The following is a 24,438-nucleotide window of genomic DNA, read 5'->3' as shown; positions in this document are numbered from 1 at the left end:
CAAATAGTGAGGAGACGATGTTGTGCATCTTCGACTATATCACTGGTTTATATTCATACAGCAAGGGATTTTGACAAAAACTTAGCAGGGTTATCAATGAGTGGCTATCGGGGCTTGGCGGGGGTTGTTGATTAAAAACGCCCGCAAAAGGCGGGCGTTAAAGCTAAACAGGATGACTCTCGCGAAACTTATTCGTCTTCGGCGTCGTCATCGCGCAGTGGCACGATAAGCATATCGACATGTACGGTATTGATCAGTTGGCGTGCTGAAGACATCAATTTGCTCCAGAAATCCTGATGATGACCGCATAATACCAAGTCCATATCATATTTCTTAATGGCATCAACCAGTACCTGGCCCAAATCGCCGCTACCGCTGAGGGTTTGCTCAATTGGGTAGCCCGCATTTTGCGAAAGCTCAGTTAATGCATTATGGGTTTCTTCAGAGATACGTTTTTGCATATCACCAAGATTAACGTCGATCAGACCGGTATAGAGGTCTGAGTAGTTAACATCAACATGGATCAGGGAAACTTTGGCATTGTACGGTCTGGCCATGGAGACCGCCTTTTCCACCAATACCTTACTTTCTGGAGATAGGTCAACCGCAATCAGAATGTGTTTGTAAGCCATAAGTAAACTCCTTCCATAATGTTAATTAATGGGTAAGCAAACATTCAACCTGTTGAACGGGTGCTAACACGGTATCTGCATACTATCATTATGACCCCTAACTGAAGTGTTTCACGGATCACAACGCACTGTTTTGATGATGATCACTAAAGCATCCGTATGTCATTTTGCACCAAATTGCACCAATAAGTGATGAGATTCGCCCGTTAATTGCCTTGGCGCACGGTGAGAATACTTGAATTTAAAGCAGATCATTATCTTAAGTATAGCGCTGATAAATCATCATGATTAACGGAATTTCATATTTGTGATGCAAATATAATTTACAAAAAACAGCAGCCAAATTTATGTAATTCAGTTAAGAGAGATTAATATTTAAGCGGAATTTGTATGGGTTACGAGCATTTATCAGTGACAGATATTCGATATAAGTTAATGCCAATCGATAGTTAACAAATGCCTAAATAGGCTTAATTTAGAGATTATCAGGCTATTTTCCATTTCATTTCCTACACTGATAAAGGGAGTCCTACACGTTCGGATACTGTGTCGAACGAACAACGTATCGAGCATAGTCAGAAAGCGGACGATAGGGGGTGTTTTTTGAGGCCCTGGGGGTGTTTGTATCGGCTAGAGTAAGCGATGGCACAGAGGTTCAGGTGATTGACCCAATGTGTGAGATATCGCTGGGAGGATAATTATGATCAGTACCGTCGCGCTTTTTTGGGCTTTATGTGTGGTATGTGTGATTAATATGGCACGTTATTATTCATCTCTGCGTGCTTTGTTAGTGGTATTACGTGGCTGCGACCCGTTGCTGTATCAATATGTTGATGGTGGTGGCTTTTTTACCTCCCACGGTCAGCCGAGCAAACAAATTAGATTAGTGGGTTACATCTTCGCCCAACGTTATCTTGATCACCACGATCCTGAGTTTATTCGCCGCTGTGAGAGGCTACGTGGGCAATTTATACTGACCAGTGCATTATGTGGATTGGTAGTGGTCAGTCTGGTGGGTTTAATGTTGTGGTATTAGTATGAATTATTGGCAGAGAAGCATTTAAAAAGGCGACCTGATAAGGCCGCCTTTTTTATTTACCGTAACCGTTCAATATGTTTACTGCCCGGTCTTATCACAGTGCTAGGTTGAGGCGCACTATGATAGTAATACGTTTCGCTGGGTTTAAATGAATCTTAGAGCCACCCAGTACAACCCACCGGAAAGAAGAATAGATATTGGTAAGGTTAATACCCACGCCAACATAATGTTCTTCACCGTTTTACTCTGAACACCACCGCCATCAACCAACATGGTCCCGGCAACTGCGGAAGAGAGCACTTGCGTTGTCGATACTGGCATACCGGTATAACTCGCAATACCGATGGAAACCGCCGCAGTCATCTGGGCAGAAACCCCTTGCGCGTAAGTCATGCCTTTCTTACCGATTTTCTCACCGATGGTGACTGCCACACGTTTCCAGCCAATCATGGTACCCAAAGAGAGGGCCAGAGCGACGGCAACGATGATCCAGGTCGGTGCATATTCCACAGTTTCCAACAAATCTGTACGCAGATTATTGAGGAAACGGCGGTCTTCAGCACTGGTTTCAGGCAGTTTGGCAACAGTCCCTGCGGTTTCGGCAACACACATCAGCAAGCGACGCATATGGCTGCGTTGATCAACCGTCAGATCGTCATAGCTTTGCAGATTAGCCAGCAACGTTTGGGCATGATCAATGGCAATCATGGCGCGTGAGCTATCACAATGGAACTGTGCCGGTGTATTCGGCAATGTTTCTGGTGCAGGTACCAGCGGTTTCAGCGCGACAGCATGAGGTAACACCTCAACATGTTGCTGATAATATTGTTGCAGATGGGTCACTGCATCGCGGGTGCGGGCAATATCATAACCGGTTGCATTCATATTCACGACGAACCCAGCCGGAGCCACGCCGATTAATACCAGCATGATCAAGCCAATCCCTTTCTGACCATCGTTAGCGCCATGAGAGAAACTCACACCGATAGCCGATAGAATCAGCGCAGTACGGGTCCAGAAGGGCGGTTTACGTTTACCGTCTTTCTTTTCACGTTCAGCAGGTGTCAGGTGAATACGTTGCTGTTTCTTGGACCCGTTCCAGTAACGACGTAGCAGGAACACCATCAAACCGGCAATAACCAGACCCACAATTGGGGATAAGATTAATGACAGGAAGATTTGAATCATCTTAGGAACGTTCAGTGCATCTACAACAGATGTACTGGTCATTAATGCATTGGTTAAACCAATACCGATGATTGCACCAATTAGCGTATGAGAGCTGGAAGCCGGGATACCGAAATACCAAGTGCCCAAATTCCAGATAATCGCCGCCAGTAGCATAGAGAAGACCATAGCCAACCCATGCGCCGAACTGACGTTTAACAGCAGATCAGTAGGCAATAAGTGAACGATAGCATAAGCCACGCTCAAACCGCCCAGCATCACGCCGAGGAAGTTAAACACCCCTGCCATCACAACAGCAACCTGTGAACGCATGGCACGGGTATAGATTACGGTCGCGACCGCATTGGCTGTATCATGAAAACCATTGATGGCTTCGTAAAACAGCACGAACAACAAAGCAAGAACTAACATTAGGCCGGTATGGAAATCCAGGCCAGCGAAAAGATGTAGCATAAGCGTTACGCCAGTTTGTGGACATGAACGCGGCGCATTATCAGTGACAATGGGGGGTGGGGAAAAGGAAAATATGACCTTTTTTTGACATGACCGCAGACGAATTCGTCTTATTGAGCAACATATGCATGTTATATCAGCAGGTTACTTAGTTTTACTGTATGAGACATTTTCTTACTATAGCGATATTCCTGCGAGCGACTTACAATCTCCCGCCGCCAATTTGTCGGTTGAATGCGCTAAATAATATAATAATCAGCCAAAAGCGGGCAATTTTGCAGCGATGATGATTTTACTCAGTGAGGCCAAGTGTGGAACAGTTTGATGTGGTAGTGATAGGTGCAGGTGCTGCGGGGCTATTTTGTGCCGCTCAGGCTGGACAAGCCGGATGTCGGGTGTTGTTGGTCGATAACGGCAAAAAGGCGGGGCGCAAAATACTGATGTCTGGTGGTGGCCGCTGTAATTTTACCAATCTCTTTGCAGAGCCTGCCGCGTATCTGTCACAGAATCCTCACTTCTGTAAATCTGCCTTGGCGCGTTATACCCAATGGGATTTCATCGATCTGATGAATCGCTATGGCATTGCCTGGCATGAGAAAGCGCTAGGGCAGTTGTTCTGCGATGACTCTGCTCAGCAGGTGGTTGAACTATTACTGAAAGAGTGTGAGCTGGGGCAAGTCACGATTCGGTTGCGTAGCGATGTTTTGTCGGTTGAAAAAAGCGGCACCGGTTTCGTATTACAAATTAATAATTTGGAAGTGAGCACTAACTCACTTGTCGTCGCCTCTGGCGGACTCTCTATGCCCGGACTTGGTGCTTCACCGTTCGGCTATAAGTTGGCAGAACAGTTTGGCTTGAAAGTCCTCCCTACCCGTGCGGCATTAGTCCCGTTCACCTTGCACAAACCGCTGCTGGAGCACCTGCAAACATTATCTGGGGTTTCCGTGCCTGCGGTGGTCACCGCCGAAAATGGCGTTAGCTTCCGTGAGAGTATTTTGTTTACTCACCGTGGGCTTTCTGGCCCAGCAATTTTACAACTTTCAAGCTATTGGCAGGCTGGTGAGTATGTGAGCATTAACTTACTTCCTGATACTGATTTAGATGATTTTCTAAACAGTGAGCGAAAAAACCACCCTAATCAGACACTGAAAAATACTCTGGCTCAACGGTTACCTAAGCGGCTGGTGGAGTGCCTTCAGACCTTGGAGCAACTGCCAGACGTTACCCTGAAGCAATTAAACGCGCCGCAGCAGGCCGCGTTAGTCGCCAATCTTCAACAATGGCGAGTGCAGCCCAATGGCACCGAGGGCTACCGTACTGCTGAGGTCACTCTTGGTGGTGTTGACACCCAAGAGCTCTCCTCTAAGACAATGGAGGCCCATAAAGTGCCTGGAATGTACTTTATTGGTGAGGTTGTTGATGTCACTGGCTGGTTGGGTGGCTATAACTTCCAATGGGCCTGGAGCTCTGCCTGGGCCTGTGCGCAGGCATTGGCGGTTGTTCTGGAATAATAAAGTTTGTACACCAAGCTATAGTTAGTCCATCAAGTGGGCTTGTTGCAAATAATGAGCGTCGGTGATTTTACTGATAGATGAGCGGGATAATTAAGCTAAAACCGCCTCAATATGAAAGAGCCGATTCATAAAGGCGGATCTTTCCCGCACTCGATACTCAGGTTCGTCACGGCGTAGCCAAATATCAAATTGACCTTTATTCAGTCGTCGCAATGTTTCAACTCCCTGAAGCGTTGACCCGGCAAGGTTTGGCCGTTTGAAGCCCCCGCCCGCTTTGACTAATTTTTTGATGGGGGCATATTCAATAAACCAACGGTAAATGGTAGAGCGGTGAACGGAAACCCCACGCTCTGCCAGCATATCGCTGACATTGGCATAACTCATCGGGGTTGAGCCGTACCACCGTAAGCACCACAGAATGATCTCGGGTGCAAAATGTTTTCATTTGAAATCGCTAGGGGGCCATGTGGGTTCACTGAAGAAGGGATGAATAGCCTCAGCTTTCATGGTCACTCCATTTTTTGCAACAAGCCCGTCTGAGCGTGGTGAATTATATCACTTACGTGCGACGCAAAAAATCAGCAATGAAACCCTGCAAAAATTGTTGCATGATTTAGATTTGCTGGAAGCGTTATTGATTGAGAAGGAAAGTTAATTTTTCTTCGGTCGGTCATCTTAAGTGATCCGGCTCCTCTCATATTTGGCAGGCAGTTAATATGGCTCTGCTGCGTCTTAATACAACACAACCTTTTCTTGTTATACATGCAACCATCCGCCAGTGTTGGGGCACCTCCTTGTTAATAAAACATCAAATCATTGGTTCTTATTAATATTATTAAACCTGAATAAGATGGGTTCACTAATTGTTCGGGGCTGTCTGATGCATCATAGGTAATGAAACTGCCGATCAGTGTCGAATCTAGCAATATAGATACGGTAGTTTATCGTTACTCACCTGATTCCGTGGGGGGGGGGTAGGAAACTAACACTAAAAAATTTTCGTCACTCTACAATATCAAACGAGATTTAGGCAATATTGATTAAATCGCGAGGTTATGTGACGGTTTTTTTACTCGGCTGAGTATAATAAATTGCGTAATTTTTTTTGGACGAAATCACTAAAAACATCCTCGAGTCATGGGTTCACGCGGGCATACGCACTACCACAAACGTTCAGGATTATTGCGTGGATTAATATCCTGTTTCAGTTACTGTTTCCTTTGAGTTTGGCATTTTCACCTGCGGTTGTCGCGTCTTCTTCGTATACTTCGCAAGTCAATACGGTTACAGAGTCTTATATTTTGCAGACCGGTAAAAACATTAATACTGTCGCCAAGTTAGGGGATGAAATTGATGTTTCCGGTAAGCTGCCTTCGTTATCCATTAGTGATGAAAGTTATTCACATGCTGATATTCACATAAATAATAAGCTGGCCGGTTATGCCCAGACCGGTGCTGTCGCATTATCTAATGGCAATGCAGTAAAATCTGGTGAGCGCATGCTCAACTCAGCTGCCAACAATGAATTAAACAACTCCACGCAGCAGTTGCTGAGCCAGTTTGGTACCGCCCGGGTACAAATGAATGTTAATGAAGATTTTAAGCTGGATGGCAGTATGGTCGATGTACTGGTTCCACTTTATGATAATCAGAAATCCCTACTTTTTACCCAATTGGGTGCCCGAAATAAAGACGATCGTAACACCGTTAACGTTGGTGCTGGAGTGCGTACTTTCCAGAATAGCTGGATGTATGGGGCTAATGCGTTTTTTGATAATGATGTTACAGGCAAAAACCGGCGGGTTGGGGTAGGCGCAGAGGCTTGGACCGACTACCTGAAGTTCTCGGGTAACAGTTACTTCGGTACCACCGATTGGCATCATTCACGGGATTTTGCTGACTATAAAGAACGGCCTGCCAACGGCTATGATGTGCGGGCAGAAACTTATTTACCCTCTCATCCCCAACTTGGCGGCAAGGTCATGTATGAAAAATACCGTGGTGATGATGTGGCCTTGTTTGGCAAAGATAACCGCCAGAAAAACCCCTATGCTATTACTGCGGGTGTAAATTACACCCCTATACCATTAGTGACTATTGGGGCTGAACATCGCGCCGGTAAAGGCAGTAAAAACGACAGCAACATTAACTTCCAGCTAAATTACCGACTGGGTGAATCTTGGCAATCTCATATCAGTCCATCAGCCGTGGCAGCAACGCGCACTTTGGCGGGTAGTCGTTATGATTTAGTCGAGCGTAACAACAATATTGTGCTGAATTATCAGGAACAGAAGGTGATACAGCTGATCCTTCCGGCTATGATAAGCGGTGAGGGGGGGACAAGCGTTCCATTGAGTGCAGAGGTATCCACCCGACATGGCCTTGAGCGTATTGAGTGGGACAGTTCTGCCTTGATAGCGGCAGGAGGTTCTCTCACACCGGTATCTGCGCACGCTGTTGTAGTAGGATTACCCTCGCATCGGCTAACGCGGAGTGGTAGTAATGCCCACACGTTAAGTGCAGTGGCTCATGACATCCAAGGTAATGTGTCATTACGTGCGACAGTGCAGATCACTGTTATGCCTAGTACTGTTGCAGCAGTGAACCTGACGGCGACTGCCGATAATGAGGTTGCCAATGGCATTGCCACCAATGCGGTGAAAGCGATAGTGATGGATGCGGGCAATAACCTTGTACCGGGCCAGGTGGTGACATTTACCGCCAGCAACGGGGCGAACGTGACGACGGTGATTGGTACTACTGGCGTGGACGGGGTTGCTACGGCGACACTGACCAATATGAAGAGTGGAATAAGCGCGGTCACCGCCACGGTGAACGGCAGTAGTCAGACGGTCGACACCACTTTTGTGGCGAACAGCAGCACAGCGGAAATCACTGCAGCCAACCTGACGGCGACTGCCAATAATGAGGTTGCCAATGGCATTGCCACCAATGCGGTGAAAGCGATAGTGACGGATGCGGGTAACAACCTTGTACCGGGCCAGGTGGTGACATTTACCGCCAGCAACGGGGCGAAAGTGACGACGGTAATTGGTACTACTGGCGTGGACGGGATTGCTACGGCAACACTGACTAATACTGACTCGGGGATTAGTGTGGTCACCGCCACGGTGAACGGCAGCAGCCAGACGGTGGACACTACCTTTGTGGCGGACGGCAGCACCGCAAAAATCACCGCAGCCAAGGTGACTGCCGATAGAAGGGTGGCCAACGGCACGGCCACCAATGCGGTGGTAGTGATAGTGACGGATGCCGGTAACAATCCTGTCGCAGGCCAGGTGGTGGCATTTACCGCCAGCAACGGGGCGAAAGTGACGGCAGTCATTGGTACTACTGGCGTGGACGGGGTTGCCACGGCGACACTGACCAATATGAAGAGTGGAATAAGCGCGGTCACCGCCACGGTGAACGGCAGTAGTCAGACGGTCGACACCACTTTTGTGGCGGACGGCAGCACAGCGGAAATCACCGCAGCTAACCTAACGGCGACTACTGATAACGAGGTCGCCAATGGCAGAGCCACCAATGCGGTGAAAGCGATAGTGACGGATGCGGGTAACAACCTTGTACCGGGCCAGGTGGTGACATTTACTGCCAGCAACGGGGCGAACGTGACGACGGTGATTGGTACTACTGGCGTGGACGGGGTTGCTACGGCGACACTGACTAATACTGCGCCGGGTGTCAGTGTGGTCACCGCCACGGTGAACGGCAGCAACCAGACGGTCAGCACCACCTTTGTGGAGGATTCGATGTTTACCGGAATAGCCGTTAACGGCCATGTGTTCACTGTAAACGATGAATTTCCAAAAACAGGTTTTACCGCGGCTACCTTCATACTAAATATGAACAGAAATGCGAGCGACTTCACCTGGAGTTCCAACCAGCCAGGGGCTGTAAACGTCAATGGTGGCGGTCAAGTGAAGCTCAACAGCAAACCTACGGGGCCAGTGACCATTACGGCGACACCCAAGGATGGAGGCAGTCCACTAAGCTACACATTTGCTGTGCAGAAATGGTTTATACATAACGGTAGCACAATGGCTGTTTGGTCAGATGCTGTGGAATTCTGTAGTCTACAGCTGGCGTCTCAGCCATCACGCACTGACTTGAGTTCTACCAACTACTCATTTGGTACCCGTTTGGTGGGTTCATTGTTCGATGAATGGGGGCGAATGGATAACTACACTGGTTCCGGTTTTATCGGCACCCTCTACTGGACGGGCGACACTCCTGACCCCAGCACTGGTTACCACTACCTTGGCGACTCGATCGCGGGCGTTACCAATAGCTACAGTGACGCCGATATTCCTAGGCATGTAATGTGTCGTCGATAGAGTTTTGAGTTTTTAAATTTGGTTTTGCTTTTCTGGTATTCCCCCGCGTTTAGTGGGGGAAAGGTCAGTGGCTTTGTGGCGCTAATACTCCGTCGGGTAACATGCTATTTTTTTGATGATGTTATCGGGCTTGTTGCAAAAAATGGAGTTGTCATGAAAACTGAGGTTATTCATTCCTTCTTCAGTGAACCCACCTGGCCCCTAGCGATTTCAAATGGAAACATTTTGCTCCCGAGATCATTCTATGGTGCTTACGGTGGTACGGTTCAACCCCGATGAGTTATGCCAATATCAGCGATATGCTGGCAGAGCGTGGGGTTTCCGTTCACCGCTCTACCATTTACCGTTGGTTTATTGAATATGCCCCCATCAAAAAATTAGTCAAAGCGGGCGGGGGCTTCAAACGGCCAAACCTTGCCGGGTCAACGCTTCAGGGAGTTGAAACATTGCGACGACTGAATAAAGGTCAATTTGATATTTGGCTACGCCGTGACGAGCCTGAACGTCGAGTGCGGGAAAGATCCGCCTTTATGAATCGGCTCTTTCATATTGAGGCGGTTTTAGCTTAATTATCCCGCTCATCTATCAGTAAAATCACCGACACTCATTATTTGCAACAAGCCCCCTAGGCCAGATAAACCTGTTTCCCTGTACGATAATGACTGGGGCCACTCCCCGGATAGATGCAGATAATTTGGGTTGAAAAACGCGATAACTGCAGATTTTTCCATTTATAAATGCAGGCTGTTACAGGTAGCGAAAGTGACAGCAGTGTTCATTCAAGCCTGCTTTTTTTGAAAATCCGAGAAAATAATAACTCAAAAGTTCCCAATCACTCGATTAGTGTACAAACTTTAATATACCGAGTCGGACTTATGTACAAACTTTATTTTTCCAACACAGCGGTTATGCAGAAACAATAAAGTCTGTTCAGTGACGCTAGAATTCGAATAGACTCGATTTTAATGACATTAAAGTTTGTTTTTTAGCTTTATATCAATAAATTGGATTTATTTTCCACCATGCTAATTTGACGTGGCTAGAACGCTGATTGCAGTATTGAAGACAATATTAATTGTTTGTAGTTAGGGTTTATGGTTAGGAAGTTGGTGTAATAAGGATCACTCCAAGTGATCCTTAACTGATTAGCATTACGCCTAATGGGGGTGTTTTTTATTGTTCCCCCCCCTATATTCCCGAACAAAACTCGGAAAGGTCTACCCCGACACAGATTAACGCCTAAATCCTCCCTCGGCCGAATTTTTTAAAAGACAATAAAACATTTAGAAAGTATCTTGATTAAGGTGCTCATTATTCTGCGTTATCTATCATTAATAACATCATGATAAGAATCGTTATTCACTTCTGGAGAGATTTATGAAGGCGCTTTTACTGAAACAGTTACCACGGTGTAAAGCATTACTGGCTCTGATGGTTGTTGGAGCCTGCGCTCTGCCTCTTGGCTTCCCGACGATCAGTATGGCTGCCGCACCCACGCAGCAACAGACGCAGGTTCCCGGTTACTATCGTATGGCATTAGGTGATTTTGAAGTCACAGCCATCTATGACGGTTATGTAAAGCTGGGTACCAATCTGCTGAAGGATATCAATGAGAAAGATATCCAGACGCTGCTGTCCAGTATGTTTATTGATAGCACCAACGGGGTACAGACTGCGGTAAATGCCTTCTTGATCAATACCGGAACCAACCTAGTCTTAGTTGATGCCGGCACCGCACAATGTTTCGGGCCGACACTGGGTGCTGTGGTCGATAATATTCGTGCTGCGGGTTATCAGCCTGAGCAAATTGATACTGTATTGCTGACCCATCTACATCCCGATCATGCCTGTGGTATTAACAATCAGGGTAAAGCCGCATTCCCTAATGCTACTGTGTATGTGTCAAAAGGGGATGCCGATTTCTGGCTGAATAAAGACGTCGCCAGTAAAGCTACGCCAGAACTGCGCCCAATGTTTGAAAAATCAATGGAATCGGTTGCCCCTTATGCGGCAAACAATAAATTAAAAATTTACACTGCTGGTGACACCTTATTACCAGGCGTCAAAGTGGTGCCAACGCCGGGCCATACCCCAGGGCATACTTCATATCTTTTCACCTCAAAAGGCGACAACTTGCTGGTGTGGGGCGATATTGTACACAGTCATTCCATCCAATTTGCGCGCCCGAATGTCTCTTTAGAATTTGATACGGATAGCAAACAGGCAGTGGCCACGCGCAAAGCTATCTTTGCCACCGCCGCTAAAGACAAACTGTGGGTGGCGGGCGCTCATCTTCCGTTCCCTGGTTTGGGCCATGTCCGGGCAAATAAAGTTGGCTACACTTGGGTGCCGATAGAATACAGCCCGATGATTGAGAAGAAATAAGGCAATAACACTAAACTGACCATAGTGAAATCTATGGTCAGTCTTATTTTATCTGATCTATCATGGAGTTAGTGCGGCATGACTATCAACGCAATGCCTGAAGAATATTATAGGCAGCTTGCACGCGAACAGGATTAGGGTAATTCTTGTTAGCTAACATCACTATGCCAATATTTTCCTCTGGGATGAAGACAATATAAGCCCCAAAGCCATTGGTAGCACCGGTCTTATGCACCCAGGATGCCCGTGTTGCCGGGTGTGCTGGCAGCAATTGCTCAACTTTACGCGGTTTCAACGCGATATCATTGCCACTGTCGGCGATAACCTCCTGTGGGTTGATAGGCCAGTTATACATTTCCCATCCCAACCCCTGGAACATCTCCCCCGCCTGGAAATAGCGAGACTGAGCCGCGATGATGGCTTTCTTTAACTTATCGTTTTCGGCAGGTAGGCTGTCTGGGTCCATATTGGCCTGCATATATCTCACCATATCTTTCGTGGTGGTTTTTACCCCATAAGCTTCCTCACCCAGCATGCCCAATGTAACGCGTACTGGCTGGCCATCCTTATATCCCCATGCATAGCTTGACTGCATCGATTCAGGGACAGTGATAAAAGTATGTGTCAGTTTTAAGGGCTGGAATACATACTTTTTCATGTAGTTTTCGAAGGTTAATTGGCTTCTTTTCACCGCCAACGCCCCGAATAAACCAATACTGGCATTGGAGTAATTGCGCATCACTCCAGGCGCCCATTGTGGCTGCCATTGCTGATAATATTGCCATAATGATTTTTGGTCTGTAACCGAATCGGGCAGTTGAAGAGGTAGCCCCCCCGCAGTGTAGGTTGCCAGATGCAGCATTTTCACATCTTGCCACTGACTACCCGTTAGCTCAGGAGCATATTCCGTCACTGGATCATTAAGGTTCATAATGCCGGTTTGCATGGCATATTCCCCAGCTATTCCGGTAAAGGTCTTACTTACTGAACCGAGTTCAAACAGCGTATTCTCAGTGACTGGGATATCTGCTTTTATATCCGCTACGCCATAGTTAAAAAACTGTGGCTTTCCGTCATAAAATACAGCGACGGCCATGCCGGGGATATTCTGCTGTTCGATCAACGGCTTAAGGGTGTTATTGACGATAGCCGCAACCTGTTGCTCCGTAAGTATGGTTTGTGCCGAGGTATAAAATGGCGAAGTTGCGATAGCGGTAAAGACCAAGGTATTGATTACAGACTTTTTCAACATTAGAAAATCTTCCTTAGATTGATAAACAACAAGCAGTGTGTCTCCTTCTGCGTCGCTGATTTTGCGATGATTGACTATGGATAACAATCGATTATATTTAGTGTTTGATAATAGAAAATCTAACAGATAATCCTATGGTACGCAGTTATATTCCCCTAAATTCACTTCGCGCCTTCGAAGCCGCAGCCAGACAGTTAAGTTTTACTAAGGCTGCTATCGAATTAAACGTTACCCATGCAGCAATAAGCCAGCAGGTCAAAGCGCTGGAACAACGCCTCAATTGCCGTCTGTTTATTCGTATTTCACGCGGATTAGTGTTAACAACCGAAGGTGAGAATCTCCTACCGATCCTTAATGATTCCTTTGATCGTATCGCTGACACGCTAGACCGTTTTTCCGCTGGGGTAATGCGTGAGAAAGTCAGAGTAGGTGTGGTTGGGACCTTTGCAACCGGCTATCTCCTGCCGCGCCTGAGGGATTTTCAACAACGTTATCCACATGTGGATGTTTCACTTTCAACGCATAACAACCGTGTTGATGTGGTGGCTGAAGGGCTGGATTATGCTATTCGCTATGGCAATGGTGCCTGGCATGATACTGAGTCGCAATTTTTATGCGATGCGCCACTTGCACCTTTGTGTGCTCCCTCGTTAGCGGGATGTTTACACCAGCCTGATGACCTGCAAAAATTTACGCTGCTTCGTTCCTATCGTCGCGATGAGTGGTCGGCATGGTTTAGTGCGGCTGGAGGATGTGTCCCTTCACCTTCTCAGCAAATAATGGTGTTCGATTCGTCGGTGAGCATGCTGGAAGCGGCGCAGGCAGAGATAGGCATTGCGCTGGCTCCACCGTCTATGTTTACGCATCTGTTACTCAGAGAACGTATCATTCAGCCCTTTAGCACCACGATTAGCCTGGGTGGGTATTGGTTAACTCGGCTACAATCGCGCACAGAAACTGCCGCGATGCGGGATTTTTCTCTGTGGTTATTATCTGAGATGAAATCTGAACTCAGCCTTGGCAGACCACTAATTTAGCAACCACTGATTCTATTCAGAAACCAGTATACCAACGCTACATTTTGGCAGCGAAGAATATAGGTTTCTGTTATTTCCTCCCTCTAGCACAAATTTCCCTCAGTATTTGTGCCGAATTCAGCATGAAGAGTAAATAGACTATAACGTGGCTGGTATATAGAGAATTGCTACAGATAAAATACATGCATGACTGATAAAATTCCCACCTTAATGATGAGTAATAAAGGCGGGGATTTTACTTTGTTGTTTAAATAATTATTTATAGGTTACTTGAGTAATCGCGAAAGTTTTTCTTTAATGCAGCAAAAACATAAATTCAAAAATATTTTCCTTTGAGTGCATCCAAAATGATCACCTGAACGTCTCTATCAGAGTAATCAAACACACAACAAGGATATCAACGATGAAACTCCGCTTGCTACCTGCAATGATCGGCTTACTGGCATTCTCGGCTCTGGCTTCTGATGTCGCAGTAAAAGAGACTACATTAGGACAAGTTTATACCGACAGTAAAGGTATGACCCTGTATACCTTCGATAATGACAAGCAAGACTTGTCCAATTGCTACAAGGATTGTGCCAAGGCTTGGCCACCGTTGTTGGTAAAAGATAATGCCACTCAACTCCCTGGGCTGGATAAAATTAAACGTGCGGATGGTAGTCTGCAATGGGCACTGAACCATCGCCCACTTTATCTCTGGCATAAAGATCTACAGCCTGGGGATATTACCGGAGCGGGCTTTAAGAATATATGGTCACTTGCCCGTGCAGATAGGGCGCCGGTCAAGGTTTACACCACCGATTCCGGCAAGATTTTAGCCAATAAAGACAATATGTCGCTCTATACCTTCTCTAAAGACAGCAAAGGGATATCGGTATGCTATGAAGATTGCGCCGCAAATTGGCCGCCATTAGCAGCCCAAAAAGATGACAAAGCCAGTGCGCCGTTCAGCGTTGTTGCACGTAAAGATGGTACCTATCAGTGGGCCTATCAGGACCAGCCTTTATATTCTTGGATTAAAGATAAACAACCCGGTGATATCACGGGTGATCAGATAAAAGATGTCTGGCATCTGGTTCATCTTTAAATAACGCGTTTGAGGTTATTGTGGTCACAGCAAATGAAGAACTACAGAAACTTTTCTCTCGGGTCAAGCTGAGAGACAGGCAGGCTTTTGAAACCTTATATAGCCAAACTAATCGCAAGTTATACGGCTTGATCATGAAAATTGTGGCTGATCGAGATATTGCCGCCGAGCTATTACAAGAGGGGTATCTCAAAGTCTGGTTTGCTGCTGACCGCAGCCCAACGACTTATCCCTGGGCCTGGATGTGTCAATTAATGCGTAATCTGGCTATTGACCATGTCCGACAGCATGGCCGTCATCATCCTATTTTTGAAGAGGCAGACATGTTATCGGAAGTGGGGAAAGAAGATGAAACCGATACCGCAGCTCACCTTGCCATTTTAAATCGCTGTATTTTTTCGCTGACACAAGAAAAAAGGCAAGCGATAAGGTTGGCTTATATCCATGGTTACTCCCATGAGGAAATTGTTGAACGATTGGCGCGTCCGTTGGGCACGGTCAAATCGTGGATACGGCGCGGTCTAAAGGAGTTAAAACAATGCATGGACACTTAACTCCGGGTCGATATCGCAATTTAGTCATCCGGGAACATCTGGTGAGTCAGTATTTACTTGGCACATTATCCCCCAAAACCAGAAAACGTCTTGAATCTCTGATGGCGGAAGATGAAAGCTGGTATGAGCTGGTTATGCAGTGGCATTCACGTTTAAGTGGACTGGAACCAATGACATCAGATAAGCCCCCTTCATGGGTATGGAAAAATATTCAGACCACATTGGGACAACCAGTAAAACCGGGGTTGTGGGCATGGTTGGGGCCAAGAAAGTGGCCAACATTGTCGCTTGCTTGCGTGGCACTGTTATTGCTGTTTTCCAGCACTATGTTGTTTATGGCCAAGCCGCAAGTCGCCATGCCCAGCTATATCGCAGTTATGTCGTCCGCAGAAAAGGCCGACCACTTTGTCCTGATGGCTTACAAAGGTGACAAACCAGGGGAATCAAGTATTCGCTTGAAATGGAATGCCCGTCATCAGTCAACCGATGCAGGAATGGAAACAGCCATGTTATGGGCACGAAATAAAGATACCGGTCAGACGGTGTTATTAGGGCGATTTACTGATTTAACTGTCCCTAAATTACTCACGCCAACGGAATGGAATACTGTCAAAAACAGCAGTGAGCTTTTCATTACGGCAAATAATAATCCTGCAAGCAAGGTTCTGTTCAAAGGTACCTGTATTGAACTGTCTGCTTCAACGGTATAACGATGAGAATAGTTGATGAAAATTAGAAAGTTAATCATTGGCACACTGAGTATCATGGCATCGGCGCTGTCCTACGCCAGCGGCCAATTTCTCGATACTAATATCATCCATCAACCCAACGATGGCGTGGTTCGCGTCTATGGGCCGGGCGGACCTCACACCGCGTTGATAAAAGCCGCAGAGAGTTTTCAGCAACAGACCGGACAACGTGTGGAAATAATCTACGGGCCAGAGGAGAAATGGTCAAAAGATGCCCAGCAACGTGCTGATATTATTTTCAGTGCTTCAGAGCAATCGATGACGGCGTATCTGGAGAATTATCCTTTTGTGGCCAGCAAGGATGTTGTGCCGATGTTTATTCATCCGGCAGTGATTGCAGTAGCAAAAGGTAATCCTAAAAATATTAAGAGTTTTGAGGATCTGATCAAACAACCGGTCAAAATTGTGGTGACCGAAGGTAAAGGAACCTACAACACCTCAGGTACCGGTTTGTGGGAAGATATTGCCGGGCGTTTGGGCCGGCTGGAAGATATCAAACAAATACGGTCACATATCGTGGCCTATGAGCAGGGGAGTGGTGCTGCATTTAAGGCCTTCCAACGGTTAAAAGCAGATGCCTGGATCACCTGGAGTGACTGGCCGATTGCTAACGCGGATAAAGTCGATATGGTGACTATTGAGCCGGAAAGACGAATTTACCGCGACTTCAATATGGCAATTTCACCGAAAGCAGATATAGGTGCGGCGCAATTCATGGCTTATTTGACTACAACGGAAGGCGCTAAGTTTTTCACCAATGAAGGATGGCTGCGATAGAATTAATTGCTTTATCTGCACAATCCTTAAAAGGCATCTGTCATTATCAAGAACCAGTCCTCGGGCTGGTTTTTCTATTTTTGCGCTGGGGGTTGCGTGCCAGCCAGACTCGGCATGGCGTGGCGCATAATATCTAAAAATGCCCGTAATCTTGCTGGGTAAAAACTGGCATGGGGATAAACCAGATAGATGGGCAAAGGTAATCCGTGCCAATCGGGAGTTAGATGTACTAACCGCCCTTGTGCAAGATCTTCGCTTACCACCCACGTTGAGGCGATTCCTACCCCGCCCCCCGCGAGTGCGGCATTACGTAAGGCATACAGACTGTCGGTACTCAATTGTGGCTGGATAGAAAATCGATGTATGTCACCACTCGTCTGATGATTTAGGACGACTTCATTACGGTAAAAGGAGCTTAATGCCAGCCAGCCTAAATCCTGCAATTGGTCAGGATGTAGCGGTAGCGGCTTATCATTGAGCAATTCAGGCGCGGCGACGACAATACGCGGCACCTCGGCCAGCAGAATCGCAATCACCGAAGGATCGGTGACGGCTCCAACTTGAATGGCGCAATCAATACCTTCCACGATGAAATCCGGGCGGCGATCATTTAGCATCCATTCCACAGACATTTTCGGATAACGGCCTAAATAGTCTTTAAGCGGTTTGATTAATTGATCTTGCCCGAACGCGTGCGGCACTAAAACTCGCAGTACTCCTCTGGGCTCGTCCGTGGCCCCGCGCAGGTCATCCTCCATCCTATGCCAGTTTTCAACCAGTGCTTTAGCATGGGAATAGCAGCGTTCGCCATCGTCGGTGAGCTTCATAACATGCGTAGTGCGCTGCAATAATTTCAGACCAAGCAGGCGTTCCAGTGTCTGTAACCGCCGGCTAATCGTCGGCTGGCTTGTACCCAGGCGTACTGCTGCTGCCGATAAACTACCAGCCTCAACGATGCGGATAAATGTCTGCATTAACTCTATACGATCAATGCCAGTCAAACCGAGTTCTATCATACGTTAAGCGTATAACAGTTTTACTCTTTAGGCGACTACCAACACATGTCTACTCAGGCAAGAATACTGACTCAATATCATTATAGGTAGCCGCCATGTCAGCCATTCAAACCATACCAAGTACTTTAGATAGTCCTGAGAAAACCCTTTCCGGCCGGACAGTTCTTATGTTGGCAACCGGCGCTGGGCTTAGCGTTGCCTCAATTTATTATAGTCAGCCATTATTGGGGGTTATGGGTACCGACCTGCATGCCAGTGTAGGTACGGTTGGTATGGTGCCGACACTGACACAGATTGGTTATGCTTTAGGTATCTTGTTGCTCGCCCCGCTAGGTGATCGCCACGATCGTCGGATTGTTATTTTATTGAAAGGTCTTTTGCTTACCGCAGCGTTGCTGTGCAGTGGTTTTATCTCTGGTATCAATGGGTTGTTAGTCACCAGCTTTGTGGTCGGGATTGCCGCAACCATGGCACAGGACATTGTTCCTGCATCAGCGACGTTGGCTTCAGCAGCACAACGGGGCAAGACCGTCGGAACTGTAATGACGGGCTTATTGCTGGGGATTCTACTGTCGCGGGTGCTGAGTGGTTTTGTCGCCGAATATTTTAGTTGGCGGGTGCTGTATATCGGTGCGGCGCTGTCAGTTATTTTTATAACGCTGGTGATATGGCGCGGTTTACCTCGGGTTCCCGCCGCTTCAACACTGAGTTATCCAGCACTACTTATGTCGATGATTCACTTGTGGCTTCAGTTTAAAACCTTGCGCCGTGCGGCGCTATCACAAGGGTTGTTATCGGTCGGATTCAGTGCTTTTTGGTCAACACTAGCAGTGATGTTACAAGATACTTATCATCTTGGTAGTGCTGTTGCCGGTGCGTTTGGCCTTGCCGGTGCCGCAGGTGCTTTGGCGGCCCCTCTTGCTGGAGCATTGGCGGATCGCCGTGGACCACATAGGGTTACTTTGATTGGTGCAAGTGTGGCAACCCTCTCATTTGCAGCGTTATTTCTTCTGCCGCTATTGCCACTTCAATACCAGATTGGGCTTATGGTCATCAGCGCGATTGGTTTTGATTTCGGCGTTCAGGCGACACTGATAGCACACCAAACCATTATTTACAGCCTGGAACCTGCAGCTCGTAGCCGGCTCAATGCCTTGTTATTTACCGGTGTGTTTGTTGGGATGGCGGTTGGTTCAGCTTTAGGCAGCCTGATGCTGGAAAAAATGGGATGGACTGCTGTAGTTAGTCTGATTACCCTCGCGGGTGCAGCTAGCCTGGTCGTACGCTGGAGCAATCGTAGCGCCAGGTAGCCGTGATTCTGCTCATAATGAGCAGAGAGGATAGTAATTTTGCCAATATAGTTAGCATGTCGGGATGTCTAAGAAAACAGGCACCCCGAGCCGATGTCTTGAGTTCCGTTTTAAAGTGTTAAGCCCAATAGTCAGTTATCAGCCCCAATATCAGTAGGGCTGATTAGCTTTGTAAATAAGCCATGCTCTGGCGAATTTCTCTTTCTATATCAGCTTCAGACCAAATATTTAGTTGTGACGAAAACGGTTCAAAAGCATAAATTCCCTGATAACCCATACGTTCAAGATTTGCGACTTGTTGCTTACTGTTCAACTTATCTTGCTCGCTGAGCATAATGCGGTCTTCATCAGTCAGTGTGGATTTCAACCTGTTCTCTTCGACGCCGGAAAGGTGTACTAAGCCAATTATATTAACGTCAATATGTGCATCAAACTCGGCCTGAACGATATCACTCAGGTAGTAATGGAAAGTATCCAACACCATTTGGTAGGGGGCAGCCGATGTGCGGATCAGTGATTGTGTTACCAGATGAGAACGCAATGAACTGATTCCAAAGCCTAAAGGCTCAACTAATCCAGTGACTTGATATTTCTTAAACAGGGGGGCAAGTAGCCGCAGTGCATCCAGGGTGTCATACTCTTTTTGCTCGGCTGAACGTTTGTCACTGGCACTACAATTCGGGCACAGAATGACTCCGTGACAGTTGATATCCCGTGCCAACTTGAGCATGTTTTCCGCTTCTTGTAGTAGCTCGCCTCGCTGCTCTGGCAGATTGAAATATTGCAATGCATTGATAGTAACAATCTCAATTTGATGTTCATCAGCCAGTGCATTGAGTTGGGCCGTGCTTAGCTCGTCAGTCACTTTTCCACCGGGCATATCATCGCGTAGCTCAACCTTATTTAAGCCACATTTCTTAACCAGACGGAAAAAATTCTCAATACTGAGATTCGGGGCGATTTTGCGATTAATACAGAAACGATCTTGCGCGATGGACATGGTGCTCTGCTCCTGCTGTGATAAATGCTATACATAGCTCAAAATAAGAACATTTATTTCATTTTAATTAAATAACGAAAAATTAATTTTTAGATGTAGTTCAAAAATTAAGCTAAAAAAGCGATTCAGCTTTCATTAAGAACCAATGAAATCGAGCTATTGCCGTTGTTTTTTTAACCTTAACAATTTATTTATCGCAAAAGAACGAGATTTTTTAGCCTTTTTGGCACGTTGCGTGGGCTATCTGGCTTTTTTGATGGTGGTGTTAAAGCCTTGCAGGAACTTGCGATACATCGCACAAAACAAAATTTCTAAAAGAAGTTATTTGAAACTTTTTTTTCAATGGAATAGAGTCTGCATGTCGGCTGGTTTTTCGCCTCTCTGGTGGCAGGTCGCCTTGCTGGCTATTTTGGTCCCACCACAAGATAGCCTTTACTGATTGAGCGTATGGTCCGTTAGGAATGAGTGTCAGGTTAAAGCCACTTTGAGCGAACCTTGCGGTAGCAGCTATTGAGAAGAGGGTTAGACATGAAAATCGTGAGTAACTTTATTGGCGGGAAGAATTCCCTGAGTTCCAGCAATCAGACTGCCGAGATTCATAATCCAGCCACCGGTAAAGTCGAAAGCCAGGTTACGCAAAGTACTGCCGAGGAAGTTAATCAGGCTATCGGCGTGGCTCATCAAGCATTTGCCGATTGGTCACGGACTACCCCACTGCGTCGCGCCCGTATTATGTTTAACTTTAAAGCACTGATTGAGCAACATCGTGATGAGTTGGCTGAGTTGATTGTCCGTGAGCACGGCAAGGTTTATTCCGATGCGTTGGGTGAGATCACCCGTGGGCTGGAAGTCGTCGAGTTTGCCTGTGGCATTCCACATCTCTTGAAAGGTGAATATTCCGCAGATGTTGGTACGGGGGTGGATTGTTTTTCCATGATGCAGCCGTTAGGTGTGGTCGCAGGTATAACACCGTTTAACTTTCCTGCTATGGTCCCGATGTGGATGTTCCCCGTTGCCTTAACTTGCGGCAATACCTTTATCCTGAAGCCACCGGCATTAGACCCGTCAGCCTCTGTTCGTCTGGCGGAATTGTTGACTGAAGCTGGGTTACCGGATGGTGTATTCAATGTTATTCACTGTTCAAATGAGAGTGCAGCCCAACTCTGCACTGACCCACGAATTCAGGCCGTCAGTTTTGTTGGATCTTCTACCGTAGCTGAACATATTTATACTACTGCCAGTGCACACGGTAAGCGCGTACAAGCATTTGGTGCTGCTAAAAATCAGGCAATTATCATGCCTGATGCTGATTTGGATGCCACAGTAAATGCATTGATGGGTGGTGCATTTGGTTCGGCGGGTGAACGTTGTATGGCTTTGCCGATTGCGGTTGTCGTGGGTGATGACACCGCGGACAAATTAATTGAGAAGTTAAAACCACTCATCACTCACTTGCGAGTCGGCCCTGGCTTGCAGCAAAGTGGTGAAGAAAATGAGATGGGGCCGCTAATCTCAGCCACCCATCAGAAAAAAGTGCTCGGTTATATCGATCAAGGTGTGAAAGAGGGCGCAACGTTAGTCACCGATGGCCGCAATTATAAAGTTGCAGGTTATGAGCAGGGATATTATGTAGGCGGCACTCTGTTTGACCATGTCACGCCACAGATGAAAATCTATCGGGAAGAGATTTTTGGGCCGGTACTGGGTATTGTCAGAGTCCCTGATTACCAAACAGCCATTGATACAGTTAATAGCCATGAGTTTGGCAACGGCAGCGCTATTTTTACCAGTAGCGGCCATTATGCGCGGCTATTTGTGCATGAAGTTCAGGCCGGAATGGTTGGCGTCAATGTTCCAGTACCTGTCCCAATGGCATTCCATAGCTTTGGTGGCTGGAAGCGCTCGGTATTCGGTGCGTTAAATGTTCACGGTACCGATGGCGTGCGTTTTTACACCCGGATGAAAACAACCACTGCCCGTTGGCCTACCGGCCAGCAAACGGTTTCAGAGTACAGTATGCCAACACTTGGCTAATGCTATCAGTGGGTGTGCCTTGGGTTAATTTCAGTGTTAACAGGAGAGCTATTATGTCTTCACTGCTTGCCAAATGTCAGTTACCGGATGCGGATGGACGTATTCAACACATTTCACCGCAAAATGCGGGTTGGCGTTTTGTTGGATTTGATGTCTATCGTCTTACTGCGGGTAAAGCATTAGTTCTGGACAGTGGTGACAATGAACTCTGTCTGGTATTGGTTGCTGGTGTTGCTTCAGTTTCAACTCTGCACGCTGAATACCCACATATTGGTAAACGTATGAGTCCGTTCGAACGAACACCGCCTTATTCTGTTTATGTCCCACATCATGATCATGTGAAAGTGGTGGCAGAAACTGACTTGGAATTGGCGGTATGCCGTGCCCCTGCACAGGGGCATTTGCCTTCCCGCCTGATTACGCCGGCTGATGTCGGGGTCGAACGGCGCGGTAAGGGGCGCAACCAGCGGTTAGTGCATAATATTCTGCCTGACAGTGAGCCTGCGGACAGTTTGTTGGTGGTAGAGGTCTACACAGACGAAGGGAACACCAGCTCATATCCAAGTCATAAACACGATCAGGAAAATTCTACCGACGAAACTTATCTTGAAGAAACCTATTATCACCGGTTGAACCCTGAACAGGGTTTCTGTATGCAGCGTGTTTATACTGACGACCGTTCACTGGATGAGTGTATGCCTGTTTATAACCGTGATGTGGTGAAAGTCCCCAAAGGTTATCACCCGGTGGCAACGTTAGCAGGCTACGACAACTATTATTTGAATGTGATGGCAGGGCCGGTACGGTTATGGAAATTTACCTGGGAGAAAGACCACGCATGGATCAACAGCGATAACTATCCGGTTAATAACAGCTAACTTACTCTGGCTAAAGCATATAATAATGGGGTAGGAGGAATCCTACCCATTCTAGGTGTGAGCAGAAATGACGAAAAACAAACAGAGTCTCCTATTGGAGTGTTTACTCTTTCGCGTTATTCAGTGCCAGTGAAACTGCCAATGTTTGTGCTAGACACATAGAGGCTACTTGCGAACGGAAACCGTCAACTTGAGCTTCTCGCACGACAAAACACACATCGCTAAAAGCCGCTAATGGGCTGACCTGGCTATCTGTAATCGCAATCTGCTGTGCACCACTCTTCGCCCCTAATTCCACCAGTTCTAACGCCTCTTGCGCATAAGGTGAATAACTAATGGCGATCACTACGTCTTTGGGTTTCACCATGCTCAGTTGTTCAGAGAACATTCCCCCTAGCCCATCGATCAGAAAAGCACGACGTTCCAGATGGCGTAACGCATAGGTGAGATAAGAAGCAACACTAAAAGAGCGACGTAGACCAATCACATAGATATTTTCAGCATTTTTCAACAAGTTAACTGCTCTCTCCAACTGTTCTGCGCTGGTTTGTACGGCCAGTTGTTGCAGCGCTTGTGCATTTACCATGGTAAATACATTCAGTATTTCTGCCGGACTTTCTGGTGCCGTACTGCCATCTGTCGATATTTGGCGGAATAACCGTGCTCGCTCAGTATAGTTAACGGTTTCTTCCATCAAATGCTGGCGGAATACCTGTTTCATTTCGTTGAAGCCGCTGAAATTAAAGGCATTAGCAAATCGGATCAATGTTGAAGGTGGTACGTCGGCTTGAGCCGCAATAGAAGCAACCGTATCAAATGCAATGCTATTACTGTTATCCAATATATAACGGGCAACTTGTTTTAAGCGTTTGCTTAACGTCTCATAGCGATGACGAATTTGGTCTTGTAACAATGAAAGTTGAGTAGGGTTATTCATCCATTCGGCCCACGGCAGAGGAAATTTCAGGGGTTATTCCCTTCGTACTTAAAGCTGCAAGGTTGTTAGCTAAGGTTATTCACCCGAATGACTGACATGTGTCAGCTCGTCGAGATGTGTTCGCTTTGGCTGGCTGCAACCCCAAGTTCTTTGAGTCTATCTGACAGTATTCTAACAGGTGGTTGGAAAATTTCATTTATTGATGTCAGTATTTGCTTTTATTTCATCGCAACTTAAA

Annotated in this window: 21 protein-coding genes; 14 read left to right on the top strand and 7 right to left on the bottom strand. The window is 46.8% G+C overall.

The window, feature by feature from the left end; translation table 11 throughout:
• Positions 1-188: 188 nt before the first annotated feature.
• Positions 189-632: a universal stress protein UspA gene (gene uspA, locus V2A84_RS18370; protein ID WP_083161333.1), complete on the bottom strand. Its 444-nt coding sequence runs from the start codon at positions 630-632 to the stop codon at positions 189-191.
• 700 nt (positions 633-1,332) lie between these two features.
• On the opposite strand from uspA, the gene uspB reads away from it, so the two are divergent.
• Positions 1,333-1,668: a universal stress protein UspB gene (gene uspB, locus V2A84_RS18365; RefSeq protein ID WP_005187112.1), complete on the top strand. Its 336-nt coding sequence runs from the start codon at positions 1,333-1,335 to the stop codon at positions 1,666-1,668.
• Between the two features lie 147 nt (positions 1,669-1,815).
• Here uspB and pitA read toward each other — a convergent pair whose 3' ends face one another.
• On the bottom strand, positions 1,816-3,312 hold the full coding sequence (gene pitA / locus V2A84_RS18360) for an inorganic phosphate transporter PitA (RefSeq protein ID WP_083161331.1): 1,497 nt from the start codon (positions 3,310-3,312) through the stop codon (positions 1,816-1,818).
• 311 nt (positions 3,313-3,623) lie between these two features.
• On the opposite strand from pitA, the gene V2A84_RS18355 reads away from it, so the two are divergent.
• Positions 3,624-4,823: an NAD(P)/FAD-dependent oxidoreductase gene (locus V2A84_RS18355; RefSeq protein ID WP_372568472.1), complete on the top strand. Its 1,200-nt coding sequence runs from the start codon at positions 3,624-3,626 to the stop codon at positions 4,821-4,823.
• Between the two features lie 93 nt (positions 4,824-4,916).
• On the opposite strand, the gene V2A84_RS18350 is transcribed toward V2A84_RS18355, so the two are convergent.
• Positions 4,917-5,249 carry a hypothetical protein gene (locus tag V2A84_RS18350; protein WP_227746606.1) on the bottom strand — a complete coding sequence of 111 codons (333 nt, stop codon included), beginning with the start codon at positions 5,247-5,249 and terminating at the stop codon, positions 4,917-4,919.
• Between the two features lie 82 nt (positions 5,250-5,331).
• Here V2A84_RS18350 and V2A84_RS18345 point away from each other — a divergent pair, with 82 nt between their 5' ends.
• The 4 genes from V2A84_RS18345 (at position 5,332) to V2A84_RS18330 (ending at position 11,569) form a co-directional block, all read left to right on the top strand.
• Positions 5,332-5,481, top strand: a complete 150-nt coding sequence (locus V2A84_RS18345; protein ID WP_193784877.1) for a hypothetical protein — start codon at positions 5,332-5,334, stop codon at positions 5,479-5,481.
• A 565-nt stretch (positions 5,482-6,046) separates the two neighbouring features.
• A complete protein-coding gene (locus tag V2A84_RS18340; protein WP_442849006.1) occupies positions 6,047-9,184 on the top strand; it encodes an inverse autotransporter beta domain-containing protein in 3,138 nt (1,045 codons plus the stop codon).
• A 194-nt stretch (positions 9,185-9,378) separates the two neighbouring features.
• A complete protein-coding gene (locus V2A84_RS18335; RefSeq protein ID WP_083161323.1) occupies positions 9,379-9,753 on the top strand; it encodes a hypothetical protein in 375 nt (124 codons plus the stop codon).
• Positions 9,754-10,561: 808 nt separating this feature from the next.
• Positions 10,562-11,569, top strand: coding sequence for an MBL fold metallo-hydrolase (locus V2A84_RS18330; RefSeq protein ID WP_083161321.1), 1,008 nt, complete (start codon positions 10,562-10,564; stop codon positions 11,567-11,569).
• An 85-nt stretch (positions 11,570-11,654) separates the two neighbouring features.
• Here V2A84_RS18330 and ampC read toward each other — a convergent pair whose 3' ends face one another.
• A complete protein-coding gene (gene ampC, locus V2A84_RS18325; protein WP_083161319.1) occupies positions 11,655-12,821 on the bottom strand; it encodes a class C beta-lactamase in 1,167 nt (388 codons plus the stop codon).
• Positions 12,822-12,955: 134 nt separating this feature from the next.
• On the opposite strand from ampC, the gene ampR reads away from it, so the two are divergent.
• From ampR to V2A84_RS18300, 5 genes are all read left to right on the top strand, one after another.
• Complete coding sequence (gene ampR / locus V2A84_RS18320; RefSeq protein WP_083161317.1) at positions 12,956-13,858, top strand: LysR family transcriptional regulator AmpR; 903 nt, start codon at positions 12,956-12,958, stop codon at positions 13,856-13,858.
• A 403-nt stretch (positions 13,859-14,261) separates the two neighbouring features.
• A complete protein-coding gene (locus V2A84_RS18315; RefSeq protein WP_083161315.1) occupies positions 14,262-14,945 on the top strand; it encodes a hypothetical protein in 684 nt (227 codons plus the stop codon).
• A gap of 20 nt (positions 14,946-14,965) precedes the next feature.
• Positions 14,966-15,499 carry an RNA polymerase sigma factor gene (locus V2A84_RS18310; protein ID WP_083161313.1) on the top strand — a complete coding sequence of 178 codons (534 nt, stop codon included), beginning with the start codon at positions 14,966-14,968 and terminating at the stop codon, positions 15,497-15,499.
• Entirely contained in the window at positions 15,484-16,209 is a 726-nt protein-coding gene (locus V2A84_RS18305) for a hypothetical protein (protein WP_083161311.1), read from the top strand. Before V2A84_RS18310 ends, V2A84_RS18305 begins: the two co-directional genes overlap by 16 nt.
• A 15-nt stretch (positions 16,210-16,224) precedes the next feature.
• Positions 16,225-17,025 carry a substrate-binding domain-containing protein gene (locus tag V2A84_RS18300; RefSeq protein ID WP_083161309.1) on the top strand — a complete coding sequence of 267 codons (801 nt, stop codon included), beginning with the start codon at positions 16,225-16,227 and terminating at the stop codon, positions 17,023-17,025.
• 74 nt (positions 17,026-17,099) lie between these two features.
• Here the strand turns inward: V2A84_RS18300 and V2A84_RS18295 are convergent, their stop codons facing one another.
• On the bottom strand, positions 17,100-18,041 hold the full coding sequence (locus V2A84_RS18295; RefSeq protein WP_442849005.1) for a LysR family transcriptional regulator: 942 nt from the start codon (positions 18,039-18,041) through the stop codon (positions 17,100-17,102).
• Between the two features lie 95 nt (positions 18,042-18,136).
• On the opposite strand from V2A84_RS18295, the gene V2A84_RS18290 reads away from it, so the two are divergent.
• Entirely contained in the window at positions 18,137-19,351 is a 1,215-nt protein-coding gene (locus tag V2A84_RS18290; RefSeq protein ID WP_083161305.1) for an MFS transporter, read from the top strand.
• A 163-nt stretch (positions 19,352-19,514) separates the two neighbouring features.
• Here V2A84_RS18290 and V2A84_RS18285 read toward each other — a convergent pair whose 3' ends face one another.
• Positions 19,515-20,351: a TIM barrel protein gene (locus V2A84_RS18285; RefSeq protein WP_442849004.1), complete on the bottom strand. Its 837-nt coding sequence runs from the start codon at positions 20,349-20,351 to the stop codon at positions 19,515-19,517.
• Positions 20,352-20,879: 528 nt separating this feature from the next.
• Here V2A84_RS18285 and V2A84_RS18280 point away from each other — a divergent pair.
• Together V2A84_RS18280 and iolB are read left to right on the top strand one after the other, a co-directional pair.
• Positions 20,880-22,385 carry a CoA-acylating methylmalonate-semialdehyde dehydrogenase gene (locus V2A84_RS18280; RefSeq protein WP_083161301.1) on the top strand — a complete coding sequence of 502 codons (1,506 nt, stop codon included), beginning with the start codon at positions 20,880-20,882 and terminating at the stop codon, positions 22,383-22,385.
• 53 nt (positions 22,386-22,438) lie between these two features.
• On the top strand, positions 22,439-23,263 hold the full coding sequence (gene iolB / locus V2A84_RS18275; RefSeq protein ID WP_083161299.1) for a 5-deoxy-glucuronate isomerase: 825 nt from the start codon (positions 22,439-22,441) through the stop codon (positions 23,261-23,263).
• A 103-nt stretch (positions 23,264-23,366) separates the two neighbouring features.
• Here the strand turns inward: iolB and V2A84_RS18270 are convergent, their stop codons facing one another.
• Positions 23,367-24,200 (bottom strand): MurR/RpiR family transcriptional regulator, encoded by an 834-nt coding sequence (locus tag V2A84_RS18270; protein WP_083161297.1) that lies wholly within the window; start codon positions 24,198-24,200, stop codon positions 23,367-23,369.
• Positions 24,201-24,438: the final 238 nt, after the last annotated feature.

This window comes from Yersinia sp. 2553 StPb PI, from assembly GCF_052217105.1.
GTDB lineage: Bacteria > Pseudomonadota > Gammaproteobacteria > Enterobacterales > Enterobacteriaceae > Yersinia > Yersinia enterocolitica_E.
The sequence above is the reverse complement of the archived record's forward strand: the minus strand, read 5'-3'. Positions and strand labels throughout refer to the sequence as shown.

Coding starts and splice junctions, on each gene's coding strand:
- uspA (WP_083161333.1), bottom strand. CDS start 632: ATGGCTTACAAACACATTCTGATTGCGGTTGACCTATCTCCAGAAAGT.
- uspB (WP_005187112.1), top strand. CDS start 1,333: ATGATCAGTACCGTCGCGCTTTTTTGGGCTTTATGTGTGGTATGTGTG.
- pitA (WP_083161331.1), bottom strand. CDS start 3,312: ATGCTACATCTTTTCGCTGGCCTGGATTTCCATACCGGCCTAATGTTA.
- V2A84_RS18345 (WP_193784877.1), top strand. CDS start 5,332: ATGGTCACTCCATTTTTTGCAACAAGCCCGTCTGAGCGTGGTGAATTA.
- V2A84_RS18330 (WP_083161321.1), top strand. CDS start 10,562: ATGAAGGCGCTTTTACTGAAACAGTTACCACGGTGTAAAGCATTACTG.
- ampC (WP_083161319.1), bottom strand. CDS start 12,821: ATGTTGAAAAAGTCTGTAATCAATACCTTGGTCTTTACCGCTATCGCA.
- ampR (WP_083161317.1), top strand. CDS start 12,956: ATGGTACGCAGTTATATTCCCCTAAATTCACTTCGCGCCTTCGAAGCC.
- V2A84_RS18315 (WP_083161315.1), top strand. CDS start 14,262: ATGAAACTCCGCTTGCTACCTGCAATGATCGGCTTACTGGCATTCTCG.
- V2A84_RS18305 (WP_083161311.1), top strand. CDS start 15,484: ATGCATGGACACTTAACTCCGGGTCGATATCGCAATTTAGTCATCCGG.
- V2A84_RS18300 (WP_083161309.1), top strand. CDS start 16,225: ATGAAAATTAGAAAGTTAATCATTGGCACACTGAGTATCATGGCATCG.
- V2A84_RS18295 (WP_442849005.1), bottom strand. CDS start 18,041: ATGATAGAACTCGGTTTGACTGGCATTGATCGTATAGAGTTAATGCAG.
- V2A84_RS18290 (WP_083161305.1), top strand. CDS start 18,137: ATGTCAGCCATTCAAACCATACCAAGTACTTTAGATAGTCCTGAGAAA.
- V2A84_RS18285 (WP_442849004.1), bottom strand. CDS start 20,351: ATGTCCATCGCGCAAGATCGTTTCTGTATTAATCGCAAAATCGCCCCG.
- V2A84_RS18280 (WP_083161301.1), top strand. CDS start 20,880: ATGAAAATCGTGAGTAACTTTATTGGCGGGAAGAATTCCCTGAGTTCC.
- iolB (WP_083161299.1), top strand. CDS start 22,439: ATGTCTTCACTGCTTGCCAAATGTCAGTTACCGGATGCGGATGGACGT.
- V2A84_RS18270 (WP_083161297.1), bottom strand. CDS start 24,200: ATGAATAACCCTACTCAACTTTCATTGTTACAAGACCAAATTCGTCAT.